An 18,867-nucleotide genomic window follows, 5' to 3' on the forward strand; every position below is an offset into this window, starting at 1 on the left:
AAGGACGATCGATGACGACAGTGCTGTACACCGGAGGCACCGGACGCATGGGGAGAGTGCTCCGGGAGGGTCTCGCGGGGCGGTACGACCGCGTCGTGCTCTACGCCCGAAGCACGCCAGAAGAGCCTCTCCACCCCGGTGAGGAGGTCGTGCTCGGCGATCTCGCCGACCTCGATCGGCTCGTCGAGGCAGCGGCCGGGGTGGACGTCATCGTGCACTTCGGTGGCATCGCGGACGAGGCCCCGTACGAGGCGATCCGCACCGCCAACATCGACGGCACCTACCACGTGTACGAGGCTGCCCGCAGAGCGGGGGTGCGGCGAGTGGTTTTCGCGAGCTCGAACCACATCGTCGGGTTCTACCCGGCCAGTGAGGTCCTGGACGAGACGGTGCCCCTGCGGCCCGACACCTACTACGGCGTCTCCAAGGCGTTCGGCGAGGCGCTCGCGAGCCTGTACCACGACAAGTGGGGCGTCGAGTCCGTGCTGCTCCGCATCGGAACGTTCCGGCCTGCCCCCGAGGACAGGCGCCAGCTCGCGCTGTGGCTGAGCTGGCCCGACGGCGTCGAGCTGGTGCGTTGCTCGATCGAGAGCGGTCCGGTGGGCTGCCAGGTCGTGTACGGCTGCTCCGCGAACAGTGAGGGGTGGTGGAACGCCGATGCCGGTTGGGCGGCGATCGGCTTCGAGCCGAAGGACAACGCCGCGGACCATGCCGAGGGCGTGGACATGACCGCTGAAGCGCCGCAGTACCACGGTGGAGGGTTCACCCCCGCCGACTATGAGGGAGGAATCTGGTGAGCACCACGAGTGGAACTGTCGACGTCCTGATCACGACCGCGTTCTTGCACCCGGGAGACGAGATCGACCGGCTGCTGCGGGCCGAGGGCCTGTCGACCCGGCACGAGCCGGACCTGGCCGCGCTGCCGGCGCCCGAACGACGTGAGCTCCTGTCCGGGGTGCGAGCGATCATTGCGGGGACGATGCCGCTCACTGCGGAGGACCTGGGCTCGGCCGACCGCCTGAAGATCGTGGTGCGCACCGGCGTCGGCTACGACAGCGTCGACGTCGCCACGGCGAGTGGACGCGGGGTGCCCGTGTGCATCACCGCCGGCGCGAACAGGAACGCCGTCGCTGAGCACGTGTTCGCGCTCATGCTGGCGCTCGCGCGCCGCGTGCCGGAGAACATCGGCAACCTCGCCGCCGGCACGTGGCAGCAGCTGACGGGCCGGGAGCTGCGGGGCGCGACGCTGGGCATCCTGGGCCTGGGGTCCATCGGCAAGGCCGTTGCCGGGGTGGCGGCCGGGTTCGGCATGGATGTCATCGCCTACGACCCGTACTTCGACGAGGCGTTCGCCGCCGCGCACGGCGTCCGCCGCGGTGAGCTCGACGAGGTGCTCGCAGAGTCGGACTTCGTCACGCTGCACCTGTTCCTCGACGAGACCACCCGCAACCTCATCGACGCCGAGCGGCTGCGGACGATGAAGAGCGACGCGGTCCTCATCAACACCGCGCGCGGGGGGATCGTCGATGAGGACGCGCTGGTCGAGGGCGTGCGCAGCGGGGAGATCGGCGGTGCTGCGCTCGACGTGTTTGCGACCGAGCCGCTGCCCCAGGACAGCCCGCTGCTCCACACGCCGGGGATCCTGGCGACCACCCACGTCGGCGGTGCGACCCGCGAGGCCCGGGGAGAGTCCGGCCGGATGGCCGCGGAGAACGTCATCGAGGTGCTGCGTGGCGGCGCCCCCCAGTACGTCGTGAACCCGGACTACGCCGAGGTCTCCGCATGATCATCGAGACCTCGGCCGGCCGGATCCGCCTCGCGGCCAATCTCAAGTGGATGTACACCGAGCTGCCGTTCGAGCAGCGGTTCGACGCGGCCGCGGCGTCGGGGTTCACCGGCGTCGAGTTCGCCTCTCCCTACGACCTGCCCGCCGAGCGGATCCGGCGGCTGCTCGATCAGGCCGGTCTGGAGCAGGCCCTGATCAACACGCCCGCCGGACCGAAGGGCTCTCCGACGGCGATGGGTGCGGCGTACGTCCCCGGCGCCAGCGAGGAGTTCCGGGCCGGCGTGCGCTCCGCGTTGGAGTACGCGACCACGCTCGGCGCACCGGTGGTTCACGTGATGGCGGGGCTGCGGCCGCAGGACGTCGATCCCGAGCTGGCGTTCGCGACCTACGTCGCGAACATCGGCTGGGCGGCGGCCCAGGCGCGCGGCAGCGGCGTCCGAGTCGTCCTCGAGGCGATCAACAAGCGCGACCAGCCGACCTACGGCCTGCGCACCATGGAGACGGCCGCCGCGGTGGCCGAGGCGGTCGATGCCGCCACCGTCGGTGTGCTCTTCGACGTCTACCACGCCCAGGTCGACCGGGGAAACGTCATCGAACGCTTCGAGAGCCTCCTGCCGTGGATCGGCCACATCCAGATCGCCGACAACCCCGGGCGTGGCGAACCCGGCACCGGGGAGATCGCCTACGACCGCGTGCTCGCCCGGATAGCAGCCAGCGACTACTCCGGCTGGATCGGCTGCGAGTACGGACCGGTCGCCGGAACCGAGGAGGGCTTGGCATGGACGGAGAGGATCACAGCATGAACGACGCCAGGATCGCACTCATCAGCGCGACGCCGCTGGCGATCGAACCGGCGGCGGCAGCGATCCGGGCAGCGTTCCCGGACGGCACCGTCTGGAACCTCCTCGACGACCGGCTGCTTGCCGACGCGACGCTCGAGGGAGGGATCAGTGCGCGTCTCGCGGAGCGCATGGACCACCTGATCGAGCTCGCGCTCGCCGGGGGCGCGGACGGGGTGCTGCTCACCTGTTCGCAGTACGGTGCGCGTGCCGAGGTCCGCGATGCCTCGGCCGACGGGGTGGCGGTGCTGTCCGCGGACGGCCCGCTCTTCGCCGAGACGGTGGCGCGGCGGCCCTCGCGTGTGCTCCTCGTCGCCTCCCTGGACTCCGCCGCTGCGGACAGTGCCGAGCGCCTCGGCGCCGCTTTCGCCTCTGCCGACGTCGCAACCGACCTGCGCCCCCTCGTCGTCCCCGCCGCGGCGCAGAAGCTGCCTGAGGACCGCCTCAGCGAGGTCCTCGTGGACGCCGTGGCCGAGGTGGAGGCCGACTACGACGTCATCGTGCTCGCACAGTTCTCCCTGGCCGCCGCCTCGGCCGCCCTGGCCGAGAGGTTCGGTGTGCCCGTCCTCGACGGGCCGAGTGCCGCGGCACGACGCCTGGCCGCCGAGATCGACGGGCGCCGCCGATGATCGGGGTCATCGCCGACGACATGACGGGCGCGACCGACGTCGCCGCTGCCCTGAGTCGCGCCGGCCTGCGCACCTTGCTCTCGCTGACCACGCACATCGACGACAGCGACACCGACGCCGACGCGATCGTCATCGGGCTCAAGACGAGGTCGATCCCCGTTCCGGAGGCCGTCGCGCAGAGCCTCGAGGCCCTGGCCGCGCTGCGCCGCGCTGGTGCCGACCAGTTCTACCTGAAGTACTGCTCGACCTTCGACTCCACGGCGGAGGGCAACATCGGCCCGGTCACCGAGGCGCTGGCGGCCGAGCTGGGGACGGGCGTCGTCGTGACGACGCCCGCGGCCCCCCTGCACGGCCGCACCGTCTACCGCGGGTACCTCTTCGTGGGCGACCTGCTGCTGGAGGAGACGCACATGCGCGACCACCCGGTCACGCCCATGCGCGACTCCTCGGTCCCGCGGCTCCTCGCTCCGCAGGTGGGCGGCGGGGTGCGGATGCTGCCACTGGAGGTCGTCCGGGAGGGGGCCGACGCCGTGCGTGCCGCGATCGCTGCCGCCGAGGAGGCCGGCGACGCGCACGTCGTCGTCGACGCGGTCTCCGAGGCAGACCTCGCGTCCGTTGCAGCGGCCGTGGAGGATGCCGTGCTCGCGGCCGGCTCCGCCGGCCTCATCGGTGCCATGGCCCTCGGCCGTGGCGGCCCGGGCAAGGTCGCGGCGCGTCCGCCGGCCGGGCGGACGGCGCTCCTTGCCGGGAGCTGTTCGCGCCGTACCCTCGAGCAGATCGCGCGCTTCCGGGACGGCGGGGGAGCCGCCTACCAGCTCGTCGCCGAGCCGGGGGAGTCGGCCGACGACCTCGCCGCTCGTGCACTCGCCTGGTGGGACGCGCAGCCCGATGACGCGTCCGGGCTCATCTACTCCTCCAGCCCGGCAGGCGAGCGCGACCCTCGGATACCGGATGCGGGCAGTCTGTACGAGCGCGCCGCGGGGCTGATTGCCACACAGCTGGCCGAGCGTGGCCTGCGCCGGATGCTCATCGCCGGCGGCGAGACCTCGGGTGAGGTCGTCAGGGCGCTCGGGACGCAGACCGCCGTGGTCGGTGAGGAGGTCGCCGTCGGCGCGCCCTGGATCCACGACGCCGGGCGCGACCTCCACCTCATCCTGAAGTCGGGCAACTTCGGCGAACCCGAGCTGTTCGTCGACGTCGCCCGGAGCGGGGAGGACGTGTGAGCGCCGAGGACGCACGACAGCAGATCGAGCGCATCGGCCGCTCGATCCATCGCCGTGGGCTCACCCACGGCCGCACCGGGAACCTCGCTGTGCGTGACGGTGAGCGCGTTCTCATGACGCCGACCGGCGTCAGCCTCGGTGAGGTCGAGGCGAACGCGCTGTCCGTCCTGGACCTCACCGGACGCCACCTCGAGGGCCCCAAGCCCACGAAGGAGGCGTTCCTCCACGTGGCGATGCTGCGTGCCCGGCCGGCGGCGAACGCCGTCGTCCACACCCACTCGCTCTACTCGGCGGCACTGTCGTGTCTCGACGGTCTGGACCCCGACTCCGCGCTGCCGCCACTGACTGCGTACTTCGCCATGCGGGTGGGCAGGCTGCGGCTGCTGCCGTACTACGCGCCGGGGGATGCCGCGGCCACGGCCGCCGTCGAGGAAGCCGGTCACGCGGGACATGCCCTGCTGCTGCGCAACCACGGACCGGTCGTCGCCGGGTCGGATCTCGACTCGGCGCTCGACGCGCTCGAGGAGCTCGAGCACACCGCCCAGGTGTACTTCATCACCCGAGGGCTGCCGACGGCTCCGCTCACCGCGGAGAGCCTGGCCGCGCTCACCCGTTGACCACCCACGTCACCCGGAATGGACCCATACCCATGATCACTCTCTACAGCGGACTCGTCGTGCGGCAACCGCTCGTCGAATCCCTCATCCCCCACTTCGAGACGGCGACCGGCACCCGCGTCGAGACGACGTTCGAGCCGACGTCGGTGCTGCTCGAGCGGATCGCCGCGGGCGAGCGCCCGGACATGGTCCTCGGAGTCACCCAGTCGATCCGTGACCTGGCGGACCAGGGCATCCTCGCGCCCGATGCCGTCACCGAGATCGCGGTGTCGGCGGTCGGGTTCGCTCGGCTGCCGACGACGGCGGGGCCCGCCGACCCGTCGGCGCAGACCTTCCTGGACTACCTCGTCGGCTCCCGGGCAGTCGCGTACACGCTCTCCGGCGCGAGTGGACTGCACTTCATGAAGGTCATGAGCGAACGGGGCCTGCTCGAGCAGGTCGATGAGCGTGCCGTGCGGTTCCCCTCCGGTCTCACGGCCGAGGCGGTGGTCGACGGACGCGCGGAGGTCGCGATCCAGCAGGTCAGCGAGCTGCGGTCGGTCCCCGGCCCGCACATCGTCGAGCCGATCCCGCACGAGCTGCAGTCCTACGGGCGGTTCGCGATCGGAGTTCGGCCGGACGCTCCGGAGGCGGCCAGTGCGTTCGCCTCGCTCCTGACGGACGATCGCGCGCGCGCCGCGTTCGCCGACGTGGGGCTGAGCGCCCCCTGATCTCGCGCTCCGGTCGTGCGCCGGGGGCAGCACGGGCCTGCGACAGGCCCGACACGAGCAGAGCCCGTGCGTCGGCACGACGCCGGGCCGACGACGAAGGAGCGTGCTGATGAGAAAAGTTGTGGTGGACACCGACACGGGTGTGGACGACGCGTTGGCGCTGATGCTGCTGGCCGCCGACCCGACGGTCGAGATCCTCGCGGTGCTGAGCGTGTTCGGTAACTGTCACGGCGAGCGCGCGGCTGACAACGCGCGCTACGTGCTGGACACCTGCGGACGGCAGGACGTTCCGGTCTACCGAGGCTGCGACGTGCCCTTGATACAGGAGCTGAGGCTGTCCTCCGGTGTGCACGGCGACGACGGCTTCGGCAACACCGGCCTGCGTCCCGCCGAGTCGGTGCCGGCGGAGCCGAACGGCGTCCCGATCCTGCTGGATCTCGTTGACGCCCATGAGGGGGAGATCGATTATCTCGCCCTCGGTCCGCAGACCAACCTGGCCACCGCGCTGCGCGCGCAGCCTGATCTGCTGGAGCGGCTCGCCAGCACGACGATCGTCGGGACGCTCGGGCCCGCCCTGTACCACGACACCGAGCCGTGGGCCGACCGACGGTTCCGCGTCTCGCGTGACCCGAACGTCTCCTTCGACATCGACGCTGCGCAGGAGGTGGCGAGGCGTCCGGGCAACGTCACCTGGTGCGGGCCGTACGTGACGCGTCAAGCCCTGGTGCCCGAGCAGTTCTTCCGGGACATCGCGGCCTCGACCGGTCATCCGCCGGCGACGCTGATCGCCGAGATCAGCCGGGACTACGCCGGCTTCTACTCTCGCTCCTACGGCCGGCCGGACGACGCGCGCGTCATGGGGATCAACGACAGCCTCGCGGTCGCGACGCTCCTACGGCCGGACCTGGTCACCGCAGCGGTGCAGCGTCCGCTGCAGACCTTCGAGGACCCGGAGACCGGCGAACGCTACCTCGCGGGGGTGCACCCCGTCCGGGAGGAGACGCGCCCGCTGCACCGCGTCGTCGTCGACATGGACTTCGACGGCGTGCTCGACATGATCGGCGACGTGCTGCGCCGGCCGCTGCCCTGGCGGTGACCACCGGGAGGTGACGGGTATGTCCCCTCTCCGCACAATCTTGAACGCGCGGCGTTTGATCTATACTATTTGAACGTCATTGACCGCTCCCTCGAGAGTCGGGAAGAAACTGAGCGAAGGAGCTCTCTTCATGTCGGAAGTCCAAACCGCCACCACGCACACTCCAACGACTGCGCCCGAGGTCACGAACACCCAGCGCAAGTACCTCATCGCGCTGAGCGCCGGTCACGCCCTCGAGTGGTACGACTGGGCGATGTTCGGGCTGCTGTCCGCATATCTCGGGCAGGCCTTCTTCCCGGGTGGCGACCCGGTCGCCTCGACCTTGAACTCCCTCGCCGTGTTCGCCGTCGGTTTCGTCGTGCGGCCGATCGGCGGGGTGCTGTTCGGGCTCGTCGCCGACCGAGTGGGTCGCAAGCCCGTCATGGTCGGGGCGATCGGCGTCACGGCGGCCGCCAGCCTCGCGATCGGACTCACTCCGACCCATGAGTCGATCGGCGTCTGGGCAGGTGTCATCGTGCTGTTCTGCCGCATCCTCCAGGGCCTCTCGACCGGGATCGAGGGCTCGCTCGGCGCCGCGTACGGCGTGGAGCTGGTGCCCGACCGGCCGGGCTACGTGGCCGGGTTCATGGCCATCTTCAACAACTTCGGCAACATGCTCGCCCCGCTCACCGCGTTCCTCGCGGTCGCCACGCTCGGCACGGTCAACATGGAGGGGTACGGCTGGCGCATCCCGTTCCTCCTCGGCGGGCTCCTCGGCATCATCGTGCTGCTGATGCGGCGGATCCTGCCCGAGACGCTGACGCCGGGGGAGAGCACCGCCAGCACGGTCAGCACCACCAGCACCAGGGACGTCTGGCGCGGCTGCCGCAAGTACTGGGTCAGCATCCTCGCCGTCGTGTTCATCGTCGGCGCCCTGCAGGCGTACAACTACACGTGGCTCGCCGGGCTCCCGTCGCTGGCGACGGCATCCGGTGAGAACCCGACCGGCGTGTTCGCCGTGTCGACCACGCTCGGCATCATCCTCACCCTCGGTGCGTGGTGGCTGAGCCGCGTGCTGGACAAGTGGTCCCTGCCGCGCGCCTTCGTCATCGGCCGGTTGCTCGCGATCCCGACCATCTTCCTCGTGCTCGTGTACCAGGGCAACGGCATCGGCGCCTACGCCACGGTCGCCCTGGGCGGGGCGCTCGTCCTGGTCCTCAACCTCACCATCTTCAGCACCGTCGCGAACCTCATGCTCCCGCAGGAGATCCGCGGCACGGCGGTGGGACTGGGGTACGGCGTCGGCGTCGCCCTGTTCGGCGGCACGGCCTCCTACCTCTTCGTCTACCTCCGGAGCATCGAGCTCGGGCACCTCTTCCCGGTGTACGTGGCCACGCTGTGCGCCATCAGCGTCGTGCTCTACCTGGTCGCCAAGCGCCAGAACGGCGTCTTCCGGGGCAAGTGAGCCCGCCGTGACCTCGCGCTCGGCCCCCGTCGCCCCAGGCGGCGGGGGCCGGTGCTCTTCCTGGCGCTGAGGTCTGCTCCGGACGGGGAGCCGCCGGCGCCGGCGCCGGTCCCACGTGAAGGTGAGCTCGCCAGTGGCATTGACTTCGGGAGTACGCATCAGATACTATTTGAACAAGCCGCGAGGGTGAGACTCGACCACTCGTCCGCGCCTCGTCTCTCGCGGCACAGGCCCTCTGCCATCCGGCGCAGGGCGACGACACAACGTCAGAGCCGATGTTGGCCGATGACCGCTGCGGCCCGTCGTTAGCTATCTACATCTGAGGAGAAGTCCATGAGCAACCCCTACCTCGCCCGCTTCAACGGCGTGTTCGACGGGAAGGCCCCCGTCATCGGCATGGTCCACATGCTCGCCCTGCCCGGCGCACCCGGATACTCGGGCAACCTGAACGATGTGATCGACCGCGCGGTGCAGGACGCCACGAGCCAGGCCGAGGGCGGCGTCGACGCCCTGCTCGTGGAGAACTTCCACGACTACCCGTTCTACCCGACGACGGTGGAGCCCGAGACCGTCGCCGCAGCCGCGGTCGTCGCCCGGGAGGTCAGCCGTGTCACGGCGCTGCCCCTGGGGATCAACATCCTTCGCAACTCGTGGAAGGCGTCGCTGGGCATCGCCGCGGCCGTCAACGCCCAGTTCATCCGGCTGAACATCCTCACGGACGCCGCCGTCACCGACCAGGGCATCATCAACAGCGAGGCGCACCTCGTCGCGCGCTACAAGAAGCACATCGGTGGGGAGCACATCCTCACTCTCGCCGACCTTCTCACCAAGCACGCTCGTCCGATCGTGGACCGTCCGGTCGGCGTCATCGCCGAGGACATGCTCAACCGCGGCGGGGCCGACGCGATCATCCTCGCGGGGGACAACACGGCCATGCCCCCCAGCCTGGACCGACTGCGCCTCGTCAAGGACGCGATGCCGGACGCCCCCGTCATCCTCGGCTCCGGCATGACCGCCGAGCACGCGGCAACCTATGCAGAGGTCGCCGACGGAGCGGTGTTCGGCTACGGCTCCAAGCCGGGCCACGACATGGACCTGCCCGTCAGCGGGGAGCTGGCGCGCGAGTTCGTGAACCTGTGGCGTTCCGGCCGCAAGGCCCCGCAGGCCGTCTGACCCATGCATCCTCGGGGCCGGCGCCACGCATGGCGCCGGCCCCGAGGCGTGCGCGCCACGCTGCCGTGTCCCACGTCCCGGAACGACCACTGCGGTGCGCTCCTCGCCACCGGCGGCGCTCGCGTCACCCGGTCGCCGCTGACCGTGGCCGGTGCGGTCCCGCCGAACGGGCGCGGCCGGACCGAGTAACCTGGCACCCACGTCTCGTGCGCGCGGCGGTCACCTCGGCGGCGGGGGAGTGCCCACGGGGACCCGACGGCGACGGGATGGAGCGTCACGTCGGATGAATGAGTGTCGAGGAGATCGAGTGACTGACAAACCCGTCCCACCGTCGCGGCGGCGTTCCACCCGAGTGCCCCTCGCCGATCGTGCATATGACGAGCTGCTCCTGCAGGTGATCAGCGGTCGGCGTGCCCCCGGGGAGAGGCTCAACATCGGTGCGCTGTCGCGCGAGATGAACCTGTCCGCCACGCCGATCAGGGAGGCTCTCGCCCGCCTGGAGCCAACCGGGTTCGTCCGTCGAGACCCCCTGCGCGGCTACGAGGTCGCGCCGCTGCTGTCGCCCACTGAGGTCGTCCAGCTCATGGATGCCCGCCTCATGCTCGAGCCCGCGTTCGCCTCGGCCGCCGCTGAGCACGCCACTGCCGACTTCCTCGAGGAGCTCGTCGACACGATCGACGCGATGGAGCAGGCCGGTGACGTGACCGACCCCGAAGCACTCAAGGGCAGCTGGTTCGCGGACGAGACGTTCCACAAGCTCATCAGCGCCCAGACGGGGAACCCGTTCGCTCAGCGAGCGTTCGAGGCCATGGGCAGCCAGCTCCAGCGGTTCCGCTTCAGCGGAAGGGCGGGCCGAACTCACGCCGTGGCGGCTGCGCAGGAGCATCGGCAGGTGTACGAGGCCATCCGCCGTGGTGACGCTGCTGCTGCCGCCGAGCTCATGCGAGCCCACATCGAGGAGGCGAAGCGCCGCACGCTCACGGACGAGCGGGCGGTCAGCACGGGGGAGGCCGAGCAGTCGACCCTGGTGGGGGACGCGCTCAACAACGCGTAGCGGTCCACTCCTCCCACGGCCTGACCGTGCGGCAGCGCCCCACCCGGACCGTCGACATCTCCGGCCGCCTCACCTACACGCCTTCCTACGGGAAGCGCTTTCTGCTACGGTTCGAGACGGAAACGCGGCCCCGCTGCCGCACCTCAGTGACGAGAGACCGCGCCCCGGGTGCGGGGAGAACAGGGGGATCGGCGATGCCCGAGATTCTTGACCAGCTCGCATCCGCCAGACTCGTGCCCGTCGTCGTGCTCGACGACGCCGCCCACGCCCGCCCGCTCGCCGGCGCGCTCGTCGAGGGTGGGCTGCCGGTCGCCGAGGTGACGTTCCGGACGGCCGCGGCCGTCGAGTCGATCCGCGAGATGGCTGCCGACGGCCGGGTGCTCGTGGGGGCCGGCACCGTGCTGACCCCGGCGCAGGTCGACGAGGCCGTCGACGCCGGGGCGCAGTACGTCGTCTCCCCCGGGTTCTCCCGCGAGGTGGTGGACCGGTGTGCCGAGCGCGGCGTGCTGGCGCTGCCCGGTGCGGTGACCGCCACCGAGGTCCAGGCGGCGTTCGCGGCCGGGATCACCACCGTGAAGTTCTTCCCCGCGGAGACCTCCGGCGGTGCCGCGGCGATCAAGGCGCTGTCGGCTCCGTTCGGCGACGTGCGCTTCGTCCCCACCGGGGGCATCGGCGCGACGAACCTCGCCGAGTACCTGTCCCTGCCGTCGGTGGCGGCCGTGGGCGGGAGCTGGATGGTGCCGCGCGGCGCGATCGCCGAGGGCCGTTTCGATGATGTAGCAGCCATGGTGGCCGACGCCGTGGCCCTGACGCGCTGAGTCGCGTCCCTGACGACGAAGGAGCTGGAGTGAGCCTGCAGATTCGTGACGCGGCCGAGTGCCGGTACGACGTGGTGTCGCTGGGAGAGGTGATGCTGCGGCTGGACCCGGGCGAGGGGCGGATCCGTACCGCGCGCAGCTTCCGGGTGTGGGAGGGCGGCGGTGAGTACAACGTCGCCCGTGGCCTGCGTCGGGCGTTCGGGCTGCGCGCCGGGGTCGTCACCGCGCTGGTGGACAACGAGGTGGGCCGGCTGGTCGAGGACTTCATCCTCGCCGGTGGCGTGGACACCTCGCTGGTCCACTGGGCCGACTTCGACGGCATCGGGCGCAGCGCGCGCAACGGGCTCAACTTCACCGAGCGCGGCTTCGGCGTGCGTGGTGCGGTCGGGGTGTCCGACCGCGGGCACACCGCCGCGGCCCAGCTGCGGCCCGAGGACGTCGACTTCGACCACATCTTCGGTGAGCTTGGGGTGCGCTGGCTGCACACCGGGGGCATCTACGCCGCGCTGTCGGAGAGCTCGGCCGAGGTCGTGCTCGCAGCCGTCAAGGCCGCGAAGAAGCACGGCACCGTCGTCTCCTACGACCTCAACTACCGCCCGAGCCTCTGGAAGGACAACGGCGGGCAGGCCAAGGCGCAGGAGGTCAACCGGGAGATCGCGCACCACATCGACGTGATGATCGGCAACGAGGAGGACTTCACCGCCTCGCTCGGCTTCGAGGTCGAGGGCGTGGACGAGAACCTCACCGACCTGGACGTCGCGAGCTTCCGGGCGATGATCGAGAACGTCCAGGCGGCCTACCCCAACTTCGCCGCCATCGGGACGACCATGCGTGGTGTGCACACCGCCACGGTCAACGACTGGGGTGCGATCGCATGGTCCAAGGACGAGGGCTTCGCCCAGGCCACCCACCGGGAGCGCCTGGAGATCCTCGACCGGGTGGGCGGGGGAGACTCCTTCGCCTCCGGCCTGATCTACGGCCTGATCACCGGTGAGTCGCTGGCCACCGCAGTAGAGTTCGGTGCGGCGCACGGAGCGCTGGCGATGACGACCCCGGGTGACACCTCGATGGTGACCAAGGCCGAGGTCCTCAAGCTCGCCGCCGGGGGCAGTGCCCGCGTGCAGCGATGACCTCCCCGAGGAGATGACCATGAACAGCCTCGTGCCGTCGTCGGTGATGCCCGGAGGGCGGCGGGGATGACACCGGCACGGACTGTTGCCGGGGGCAACGGCCGGGCCGCGACGCTGAGCGACGTGGCCCGGGAGGCGGGGGTGTCGCTCGCGACGGCGTCGCGCGCCATCAACGGCAGCACGAACCGGTCGGTGCGGGCGGACCTGCGCGACAGGGTGCTCGACGCCGCCGCACGCCTGCACTACTCACCCAACGCCAACGCCCAGGCGATGGCGCGCGGGAAGACGGCCACCCTCGGCCTCATCGTCCACGACATCTCCGACCCGTTCTTCTCCACCATCGCGGCCGGTGTCACCGAGGCGGCCGACGCCGCCGGGCTCGCCGTCACGCTGGCCAACACCCACCACGACGCCGACCGCGAGCTCGGCTTCATCCAGACCCTGCAGAACCTGCGGGCGCGGTCGATCATCGTCGTCGGTGGTCGCCAGGACGACGCCATCGCCAACGAGCGGCTGCGGGAGGCGCTGGCCGGCTACCGGGAGCGCGGCGGCACGGCGGCGATGGTCGGTCAGCCGATCCTCGGGGTCAACGCCGTCCACGTCGACAACCGCGGTGCGGCCGCCGACCTCGCCCGGGCGCTCCACGGCCTGGGCTACCGGCGCTTCGCGGTGCTCGGTGGGCCGGCGCAGCACCTCACCGCAGCGGAACGGCGGGAGGGCTTCCTCGACGCGCTGGCCGAGCTCGGCTCACCCGTGCCCGACGAGGCCGTCGTGCCCAGCGAGTTCGTCCGCGACGGCGGGCACGCGGGGATGAAGGAGCTGCTGCGACGCGACGTCGAGGTGGAGGCGGTGTTCGCCGTCAACGACGTCATGGCCCTCGGGGCGATGACCGCCGCCCGGGAGGCCGGGATCGACCTGCCCACCGAGCTGGCGTTCGCGGGCTTCGACGACATCGCCGCCCTGCGTGACGTCACCCCCACGCTCACCACGGTGCGGATCGACATGGTCGACATCGGACGGCGGGTGACGACGCTCGCGCTCGCCGAGTCCGAGGGGCCCGAGCTCGTCACCGTGAGCGGCGAGGTGGTCCTGCGCGAGTCCACCCCCGGGCGCCGGTAGCGCGGAGGTGGTGGCCCGGACGGGCCACCACCTCACCGACGGGATCGGCTTGTGGTCAGGCGGTGACCTTCTCGCGCGCGGCGGCGAGCACCTGGTCGTAGAGCCCGCGGACGTCGTCGGCGGGTGCCGCCGCGAGGATCTCGCCCTCGGGCGTGAGGTCCTGGCCGAAGCTGAGGCCCGGCCCGGGGAGGCTGACGGCCTTGACGCGGTCGAGCACCTCACCGAGCTGGCGGACGGCCCCGGCCGCCGCGCCCCATCCGTAGCCGACGACGCCGATCGGCAGGCCGTTCCACTCCGCGTGGAGGGAGTCGATCGCGTTCTTGAGCACGGCCGGGTAGCCGGCGTTGTACTCGGGGACGGTGACGACGAGGCCGTCGAAGGCCCGGACCCGCTCGGACCAGGCGATGGTGCTGGGCAGGGTGTAGCTGCCCGTGGCGGGCTGCTCGGGCTCCGCGAGGAAGGGCAGGTCGACCTCGGCGAGGTCGACGACCTCGACCTCGGTGCCCTCTGGTGCGAGGGACGAGACCCACTCCGCCACCTTGAGGCCGATGCGGGTGGGACGCGAGGAGCTGACGATGACGCCGATCTTGTGTGTGGTCATACCCCGTTAATGGATGAACCTTCAACTATGTTCCCGAGAACGTGTCGATGTGACCGACCCCACCGGTCGACGGATGGTCGATGCGCGGAACGCTTGACAGTCCCGCCGGTGCTTACTAGGTTGGAAAGCGCATTCCCCGACTTCACCGGCACGTCTCATTGGAGAGCACATGACCACGCGCACGCTGCGGATCGCGATGAACGGCATCACCGGCCGGATGGGGTACCGCCAGCACCTCGTCCGCTCGATCCTCCCGATCCGCGACGCGGGCGGGTTCCTCCTCGAGGACGGCACCCGGGTGCAGGTGGAGCCGATCCTCGTCGGGCGCCGCGAGAACGCCGTGCGCGAGATCGCCGAGCAGCACGGCGTCGAGCACTGGACCACCGACGTCGACTCGGTGATGAACGACCCGAGCGTCGACATCTACTTCGACGCCCAGCTCACCTCGCTCCGCAAGGCCACGCTCACCGCCGCCATGAAGGCCGGCAAGCACGTCTTCACCGAGAAGCCCACCGCGGAGACGCTCGACGAGGCCGTCGAGCTCGCCCGCCTCGGTGAGGAGACCGGCGTGACCGCCGGCGTTGTCCACGACAAGCTCTACCTGCCCGGCCTCGTCAAGCTCCGCCGCCTCGTCGACCAGGGCTTCTTCGGTCGCATCCTGTCCATGCGCGGCGAGTTCGGCTACTGGGTCTTCGAGGGCGACGTCCAGCCGGCCCAGCGGCCGAGCTGGAACTACCGCAAGGAGGACGGCGGCGGGATGGTGGTGGACATGTTCTGCCACTGGAACTACGTCCTCGAGGGCATCCTCGGCAAGGTCGACGCCGTCACCGCCAAGGCCGTCACCCACATCCCCACCCGCTGGGACGAGCAGGGCACGGAGTACACCGCCACGGCCGACGACGCCGCGTACGGGATCTTCGACGTCACCACCCCGGGCGGGGACTCCGTCGTCGCGCAGATCAACTCTTCCTGGGCGGTGCGCGTCTACCGCGACGAGCTCGTCGAGTTCCAGATCGACGGGACCCACGGGTCCGCGGTCGCCGGCCTGAACAAGTGCGTCGCCCAGGAGCGCGCCCACACCCCCAAGCCGGTGTGGAACCCCGACCTGCCCGTCACCGAGTCCTTCCGCGACCAGTGGCTCGAGGTGCCGAACAACGCCGACCTCGACAACGGCTTCAAGATCCAGTGGGAGGAGTTCCTCCGCGACGTCGTCGCGGGCCGCCAGCACCGCTACGGCCTGCTGTCCGCCGCCCGCGGCGTCCAGCTCGCCGAGCTCGGCCTCCGGTCCTCCGCGGAGGGCCGCCGGATCGAGATCCCGGAGATCACGCTGTGAGCCCGGCCCCGCGTGAGCTCCTCCTGCCGGACTCGCGCGGGGCCCGCTCGTCCTACCAGCTGCGAGAGCCGGGCCCGTGGCGTCGCCCGCAGGCCCGGCTCACCGCACGCGTCGCGTACGCCGCCGCACACGTCGTGCCGGCAGTCTGGGCGGACAACAGCCCCGAGGCTCCCGCGCAGATCGACTGGGACTCCACCCTGGCGTTCCGCCACTACCTGTGGTCCTACGGACTGGGGGTGGCCGAGGCCATGGACACCGCCCAGCGCGGGATGGGGCTCGACTGGCCAGCCACCGTCGAGCTCATCCGGCGCTCGTCCGCCGAGGCCCGCAGCGCGGGCGGGGCGATTGCGGCCGGGGCGGGCACCGACCAGCTGGACCTGACGACGCTGCCCGACGACCGCCGTCGGGCGCTCGCCACGGTGCTGGACGCGTACCGGGAGCAGCTGTTCGTCGTGCTCGACGCCGGGGCGCAGCCGATCCTCATGGCCTCGCGGGCACTCGCGGCCGTGGCGCGCGGCGCGGAGGACTACCAGCACGTCTACGAGACCCTCCTCGCGGAGGTGCCGGGGCCGGTGATCCTGCACTGGCTCGGCGTCGACTTCGACCCGGCGCTCTCCGGGTACTGGGGCAGCGAGGACCTCGACGCCGCCGCGGAGACGTTCCTGCGGCTGCTGCACTCCCGGCCGGAGCAGGTCGACGGCGTCAAGGTGTCCCTGCTCGATGCGGACCGGGAGATCGCGCTGCGCGCCCGGATGCCGCAGGGCGTGCGGATGTACACCGGTGACGACTTCAACTACCCCGACCTCGTCGTCGGGGACGAGCGCGGCCACTCCGACGCCCTGCTCGGGGTGTTCGCCGCGATCGCCCCGGCGGCGTCGACGGCGCTCCAGGAGCTGGAGCGGCCGGGCGGAGCGGTGCGCGCCCGCGAGATCCTCGAGACCACCAGGCCGCTCGGCGAGCACCTGTTCGCCGCGCCGACCTACTACTACAAGGCGGGCGTGGCCTTCCTCGCCTGGCTCAACGGCCAGCAGCCCGGCTACCAGCTGGTGGCGGGCCTGCACGCGGGCCGTTCCCTGCCCCACCTCGTCCAGCTCTTCCGCCTCGCCGACCAGGCGGGCCTGCTGCTCGACCCCGACCTCGCCGCCACCCGGATGGGCCAGTACCTGGCCGTGGCCGGCGCCGACTCCCTGCCCACCCGATGAAAGGCCGCAGCGTGACCGCCGACCTGTCCCGCCTGTCCCTCAACACCGCGACCACCAAGGCGCTGACCCTGCAGGAGGCTGTCGACGCCGCCGCCCGCGCCGGGCTGGGGGCCGTCGGGCTGTGGCGAGACCGGGTCGCCGAGGCCGGGCTGGAGCGGTCGGCGCAGATCGTGCGGGACGCCGGGCTGCGGGTCTCCTCGCTGTGCCGCGGCGGCTTCCTCACCGCCGCCGACGACGACGGACGCCGGGCCGCGCTGGAGGACAACCGCGCCGCCATCGTCGAGGCGGCGACCCTCGGCACCCGCGAGCTCGTCATGGTGGTCGGTGGGCTACCGGCCGCCTCGGAACCGGAGGGGCCGGCCGTTCCCGACGGCGACCGCGACATCGTCGCCGCGCGTCAGCGGGTGGCCGACCGCGTGGGCGAGCTCGTGCCCTTCGCGGCCGAGCACGGGGTACGCCTCGTCCTCGAGGCGCTCCACCCGATCTTCGCTGCCGACCGCGCGGTGCTCTCCACGCTGGAGCAGTGCCTCGACCTCGCCGCCGACTTCCCGGCGGAGAGCGTGGGCGTCGTCGTGGACACCTACCACGTGTGGTGGGACCCGAAGCTGCAGTCGCAGATCGCCCGGGCCGGCGCCGAGGGCCGGCTCGCCGGCTACCAGGTGTGCGACTGGATCCTGCCGTTCGCGTCGCAGATGCTGAACTCCCGCGGCTACATGGGCGACGGCTACATCGACTTCCCGACCATCACCCGCTGGGTCGCCGAGACCGGCTACGACGGCGACGTCGAGGTGGAGATCTTCAACCAGTCGATCTGGGACCAGCCCGGCGACGAGATCGTCAGCACCATCGCCGAGCGCTACACGCGGCTGGTGCAGCCCTACCTGTAGGCCGGGCGCACCGCGCGTGTGCGTCGTGCCCCGCGTCCGTCTCACCTCCCCGCGAGCGTGTGTGGTTCGGGTCCTGACGGGACCCGAAGCACACACGATCGGTGAGGCCGGCCCTCAGCGCACCGGACAGCTCGGCCCACACCTCCGCGGCGTGCCGGTCCAGCCGCCCTTCCGCAGGGCACGCACCACCTGGACGGCCGTGCGGCACGGGGCCCCCACAACGTGCGACCAGCGGTACCTCAGGGTCACCTCGTCGGTGCTCAGCAACGCCTCGTTGTCACGCCAGGTGTCTCGGTCGGTCCGCCCGCCCGGATGGGCCAGCCGACCGTCCAGCTCGATGCGTACGCGATATCGACGATGGCGGCAGTCGGCTCGGATCCACGAGCCGGAGAGCTTCTCCCGGAGCTGGAGCTCGGACTGCGGCAGGCCGTGATCCGTCTCCACGTCCCGGTGGTAGTGGCGCTCGAGCGGCGACTCGATACCCGCCGTGACCTCAGCGAGGATGTCCATGAGCAGCGGCCGGTGACGGACCCGGGACCTTCCCGAGACGGCCCCTCGAATGTCCGCCGGATCGGTCACGCGGAGGGCGCGGGTCAGGACTCCGACGACGTCGTCCTCGGCATTCGCCCGACACGCGAGATCCACCGCCGTCTGGGCGGCCGTCGTCACGCGGATGCGCCCGTCCCACACGGGCGGCACTGTCCGGCGACGGTAGATCTTCAGGCCGCGTTGCGGGGCCACGGTACGAATGGCGGGAACACTGACCTCGACCGTGGTGGAGACGCGTTGGTTTCGCGTGGCGGGCGTCTCGAACCACCAGTCGCCCGCTGTTGCGTGGGAGAGCGCGGCATCTTTGCCGACATACGCGAGCGCCGCGGCCACCCGGGTGTCCCAGGACACCGGTCCGGTGTGGGTGATGTACACGCCGGGATAGGCCCGCCGCCAGATGCGCTCGTCCACCTGCGTGCGGATCCACTTCACGGATGCGCCGGCGTCGACAAGCTGTGTGCGCGTGAGGACGGAATACCGCTGCCGTGCCATGCGGTCGATGTGGCGCCGGTCCGGTGACATGCGGAGACGGTCGCGCAGGTGGTGGAACAGCGGCGGCAAGCACCCGTCCTCCGGTGGAGAACCCGGTCAGCCCCACGCCCTGTGGAGCAACGCCCGCAGTGACCGGTCACTCCGTGTGTGGTTCGGGTCCTCACA

Annotated in this window: 19 protein-coding genes; 17 read left to right on the forward strand and 2 right to left on the reverse strand. The window is 71.2% G+C overall.

The genetic code is table 11. The annotated features are described in order from the left end of the window. Nucleotides 1-11: 11 nt before the first annotated feature. The 14 genes from VR894_RS05225 to VR894_RS05290 all read left to right on the forward strand — a co-directional run bounded on the left by VR894_RS05225 (nt 12) and on the right by VR894_RS05290 (nt 13,638). Nucleotides 12-797: an NAD(P)-dependent oxidoreductase gene (locus VR894_RS05225; protein ID WP_324650288.1), complete on the forward strand. Its 786-nt coding sequence runs from the start codon at nt 12-14 to the stop codon at nt 795-797. Continuing rightward, a complete protein-coding gene (locus tag VR894_RS05230; protein ID WP_324650289.1) occupies nt 794-1,786 on the forward strand; it encodes a phosphoglycerate dehydrogenase in 993 nt (330 codons plus the stop codon). Before VR894_RS05225 ends, VR894_RS05230 begins: the two co-directional genes overlap by 4 nt. Continuing rightward, nucleotides 1,783-2,589, forward strand: coding sequence for a hydroxypyruvate isomerase family protein (locus VR894_RS05235; protein ID WP_324650290.1), 807 nt, complete (start codon nt 1,783-1,785; stop codon nt 2,587-2,589). The genes VR894_RS05230 and VR894_RS05235 overlap by 4 nt, the downstream gene beginning before the upstream one ends. After that, entirely contained in the window at nt 2,586-3,254 is a 669-nt protein-coding gene (locus VR894_RS05240) for an aspartate/glutamate racemase family protein (protein ID WP_324650291.1), read from the forward strand. The genes VR894_RS05235 and VR894_RS05240 overlap by 4 nt, the downstream gene beginning before the upstream one ends. Further along, the gene (otnK, locus tag VR894_RS05245; protein WP_324650292.1) at nt 3,251-4,477 is read left to right on the forward strand and encodes a 3-oxo-tetronate kinase; all 1,227 of its coding nucleotides are present in this window, start codon (nt 3,251-3,253) and stop codon (nt 4,475-4,477) included. The genes VR894_RS05240 and otnK overlap by 4 nt, the downstream gene beginning before the upstream one ends. Then, the gene (locus VR894_RS05250) at nt 4,474-5,094 is read left to right on the forward strand and encodes a class II aldolase/adducin family protein (RefSeq protein WP_324650293.1); all 621 of its coding nucleotides are present in this window, start codon (nt 4,474-4,476) and stop codon (nt 5,092-5,094) included. The genes otnK and VR894_RS05250 overlap by 4 nt, the downstream gene beginning before the upstream one ends. 32 nt (nt 5,095-5,126) lie before the next feature. Continuing rightward, the gene (locus tag VR894_RS05255) at nt 5,127-5,804 is read left to right on the forward strand and encodes a substrate-binding domain-containing protein (RefSeq protein WP_324650294.1); all 678 of its coding nucleotides are present in this window, start codon (nt 5,127-5,129) and stop codon (nt 5,802-5,804) included. Nucleotides 5,805-5,913: 109 nt separating this feature from the next. Beyond that, the gene (locus VR894_RS05260) at nt 5,914-6,900 is read left to right on the forward strand and encodes a nucleoside hydrolase (protein WP_324650295.1); all 987 of its coding nucleotides are present in this window, start codon (nt 5,914-5,916) and stop codon (nt 6,898-6,900) included. Nucleotides 6,901-7,030: 130 nt separating this feature from the next. Continuing rightward, complete coding sequence (locus VR894_RS05265; protein ID WP_324650296.1) at nt 7,031-8,344, forward strand: MFS transporter; 1,314 nt, start codon at nt 7,031-7,033, stop codon at nt 8,342-8,344. Between the two features lie 333 nt (nt 8,345-8,677). Beyond that, nucleotides 8,678-9,517: a BtpA/SgcQ family protein gene (locus tag VR894_RS05270; RefSeq protein ID WP_324650297.1), complete on the forward strand. Its 840-nt coding sequence runs from the start codon at nt 8,678-8,680 to the stop codon at nt 9,515-9,517. 307 nt (nt 9,518-9,824) lie between these two features. After that, nucleotides 9,825-10,571, forward strand: a complete 747-nt coding sequence (locus tag VR894_RS05275) for a GntR family transcriptional regulator (protein ID WP_324650298.1) — start codon at nt 9,825-9,827, stop codon at nt 10,569-10,571. A 194-nt stretch (nt 10,572-10,765) separates the two neighbouring features. After that, a complete protein-coding gene (eda, locus tag VR894_RS05280) occupies nt 10,766-11,389 on the forward strand; it encodes a bifunctional 4-hydroxy-2-oxoglutarate aldolase/2-dehydro-3-deoxy-phosphogluconate aldolase (RefSeq protein ID WP_324650299.1) in 624 nt (207 codons plus the stop codon). 29 nt (nt 11,390-11,418) lie between these two features. Further along, complete coding sequence (locus tag VR894_RS05285; RefSeq protein WP_324650300.1) at nt 11,419-12,519, forward strand: sugar kinase; 1,101 nt, start codon at nt 11,419-11,421, stop codon at nt 12,517-12,519. Between the two features lie 66 nt (nt 12,520-12,585). Beyond that, complete coding sequence (locus VR894_RS05290; RefSeq protein ID WP_324650301.1) at nt 12,586-13,638, forward strand: LacI family DNA-binding transcriptional regulator; 1,053 nt, start codon at nt 12,586-12,588, stop codon at nt 13,636-13,638. Nucleotides 13,639-13,693: 55 nt separating this feature from the next. Here VR894_RS05290 and VR894_RS05295 read toward each other — a convergent pair whose 3' ends face one another. Continuing rightward, a complete protein-coding gene (locus VR894_RS05295) occupies nt 13,694-14,239 on the reverse strand; it encodes an NAD(P)H-dependent oxidoreductase (RefSeq protein WP_324650302.1) in 546 nt (181 codons plus the stop codon). Between the two features lie 169 nt (nt 14,240-14,408). On the opposite strand from VR894_RS05295, the gene VR894_RS05300 reads away from it, so the two are divergent. The 3 genes from VR894_RS05300 to VR894_RS05310 are packed head-to-tail and all read left to right on the forward strand — an operon-like array spanning nt 14,409 to nt 17,661. Next, nucleotides 14,409-15,572, forward strand: a complete 1,164-nt coding sequence (locus tag VR894_RS05300) for a Gfo/Idh/MocA family oxidoreductase (RefSeq protein ID WP_324650303.1) — start codon at nt 14,409-14,411, stop codon at nt 15,570-15,572. Then, the gene (locus VR894_RS05305; RefSeq protein WP_324650304.1) at nt 15,569-16,774 is read left to right on the forward strand and encodes a dihydrodipicolinate synthase family protein; all 1,206 of its coding nucleotides are present in this window, start codon (nt 15,569-15,571) and stop codon (nt 16,772-16,774) included. Before VR894_RS05300 ends, VR894_RS05305 begins: the two co-directional genes overlap by 4 nt. Continuing rightward, nucleotides 16,771-17,661, forward strand: a complete 891-nt coding sequence (locus tag VR894_RS05310) for a sugar phosphate isomerase/epimerase family protein (protein ID WP_324650305.1) — start codon at nt 16,771-16,773, stop codon at nt 17,659-17,661. The genes VR894_RS05305 and VR894_RS05310 overlap by 4 nt, the downstream gene beginning before the upstream one ends. A gap of 114 nt (nt 17,662-17,775) precedes the next feature. Here VR894_RS05310 and VR894_RS05315 read toward each other — a convergent pair whose 3' ends face one another. Further along, nucleotides 17,776-18,771, reverse strand: a complete 996-nt coding sequence (locus VR894_RS05315; protein WP_324650306.1) for a hypothetical protein — start codon at nt 18,769-18,771, stop codon at nt 17,776-17,778. Nucleotides 18,772-18,867 lie beyond the last annotated feature (96 nt).

Origin of the sequence: Georgenia sp. H159 (genome assembly GCF_035607575.1) — a bacterium.
Taxonomy (GTDB): Bacteria; Actinomycetota; Actinomycetes; order Actinomycetales; family Actinomycetaceae; genus Oceanitalea.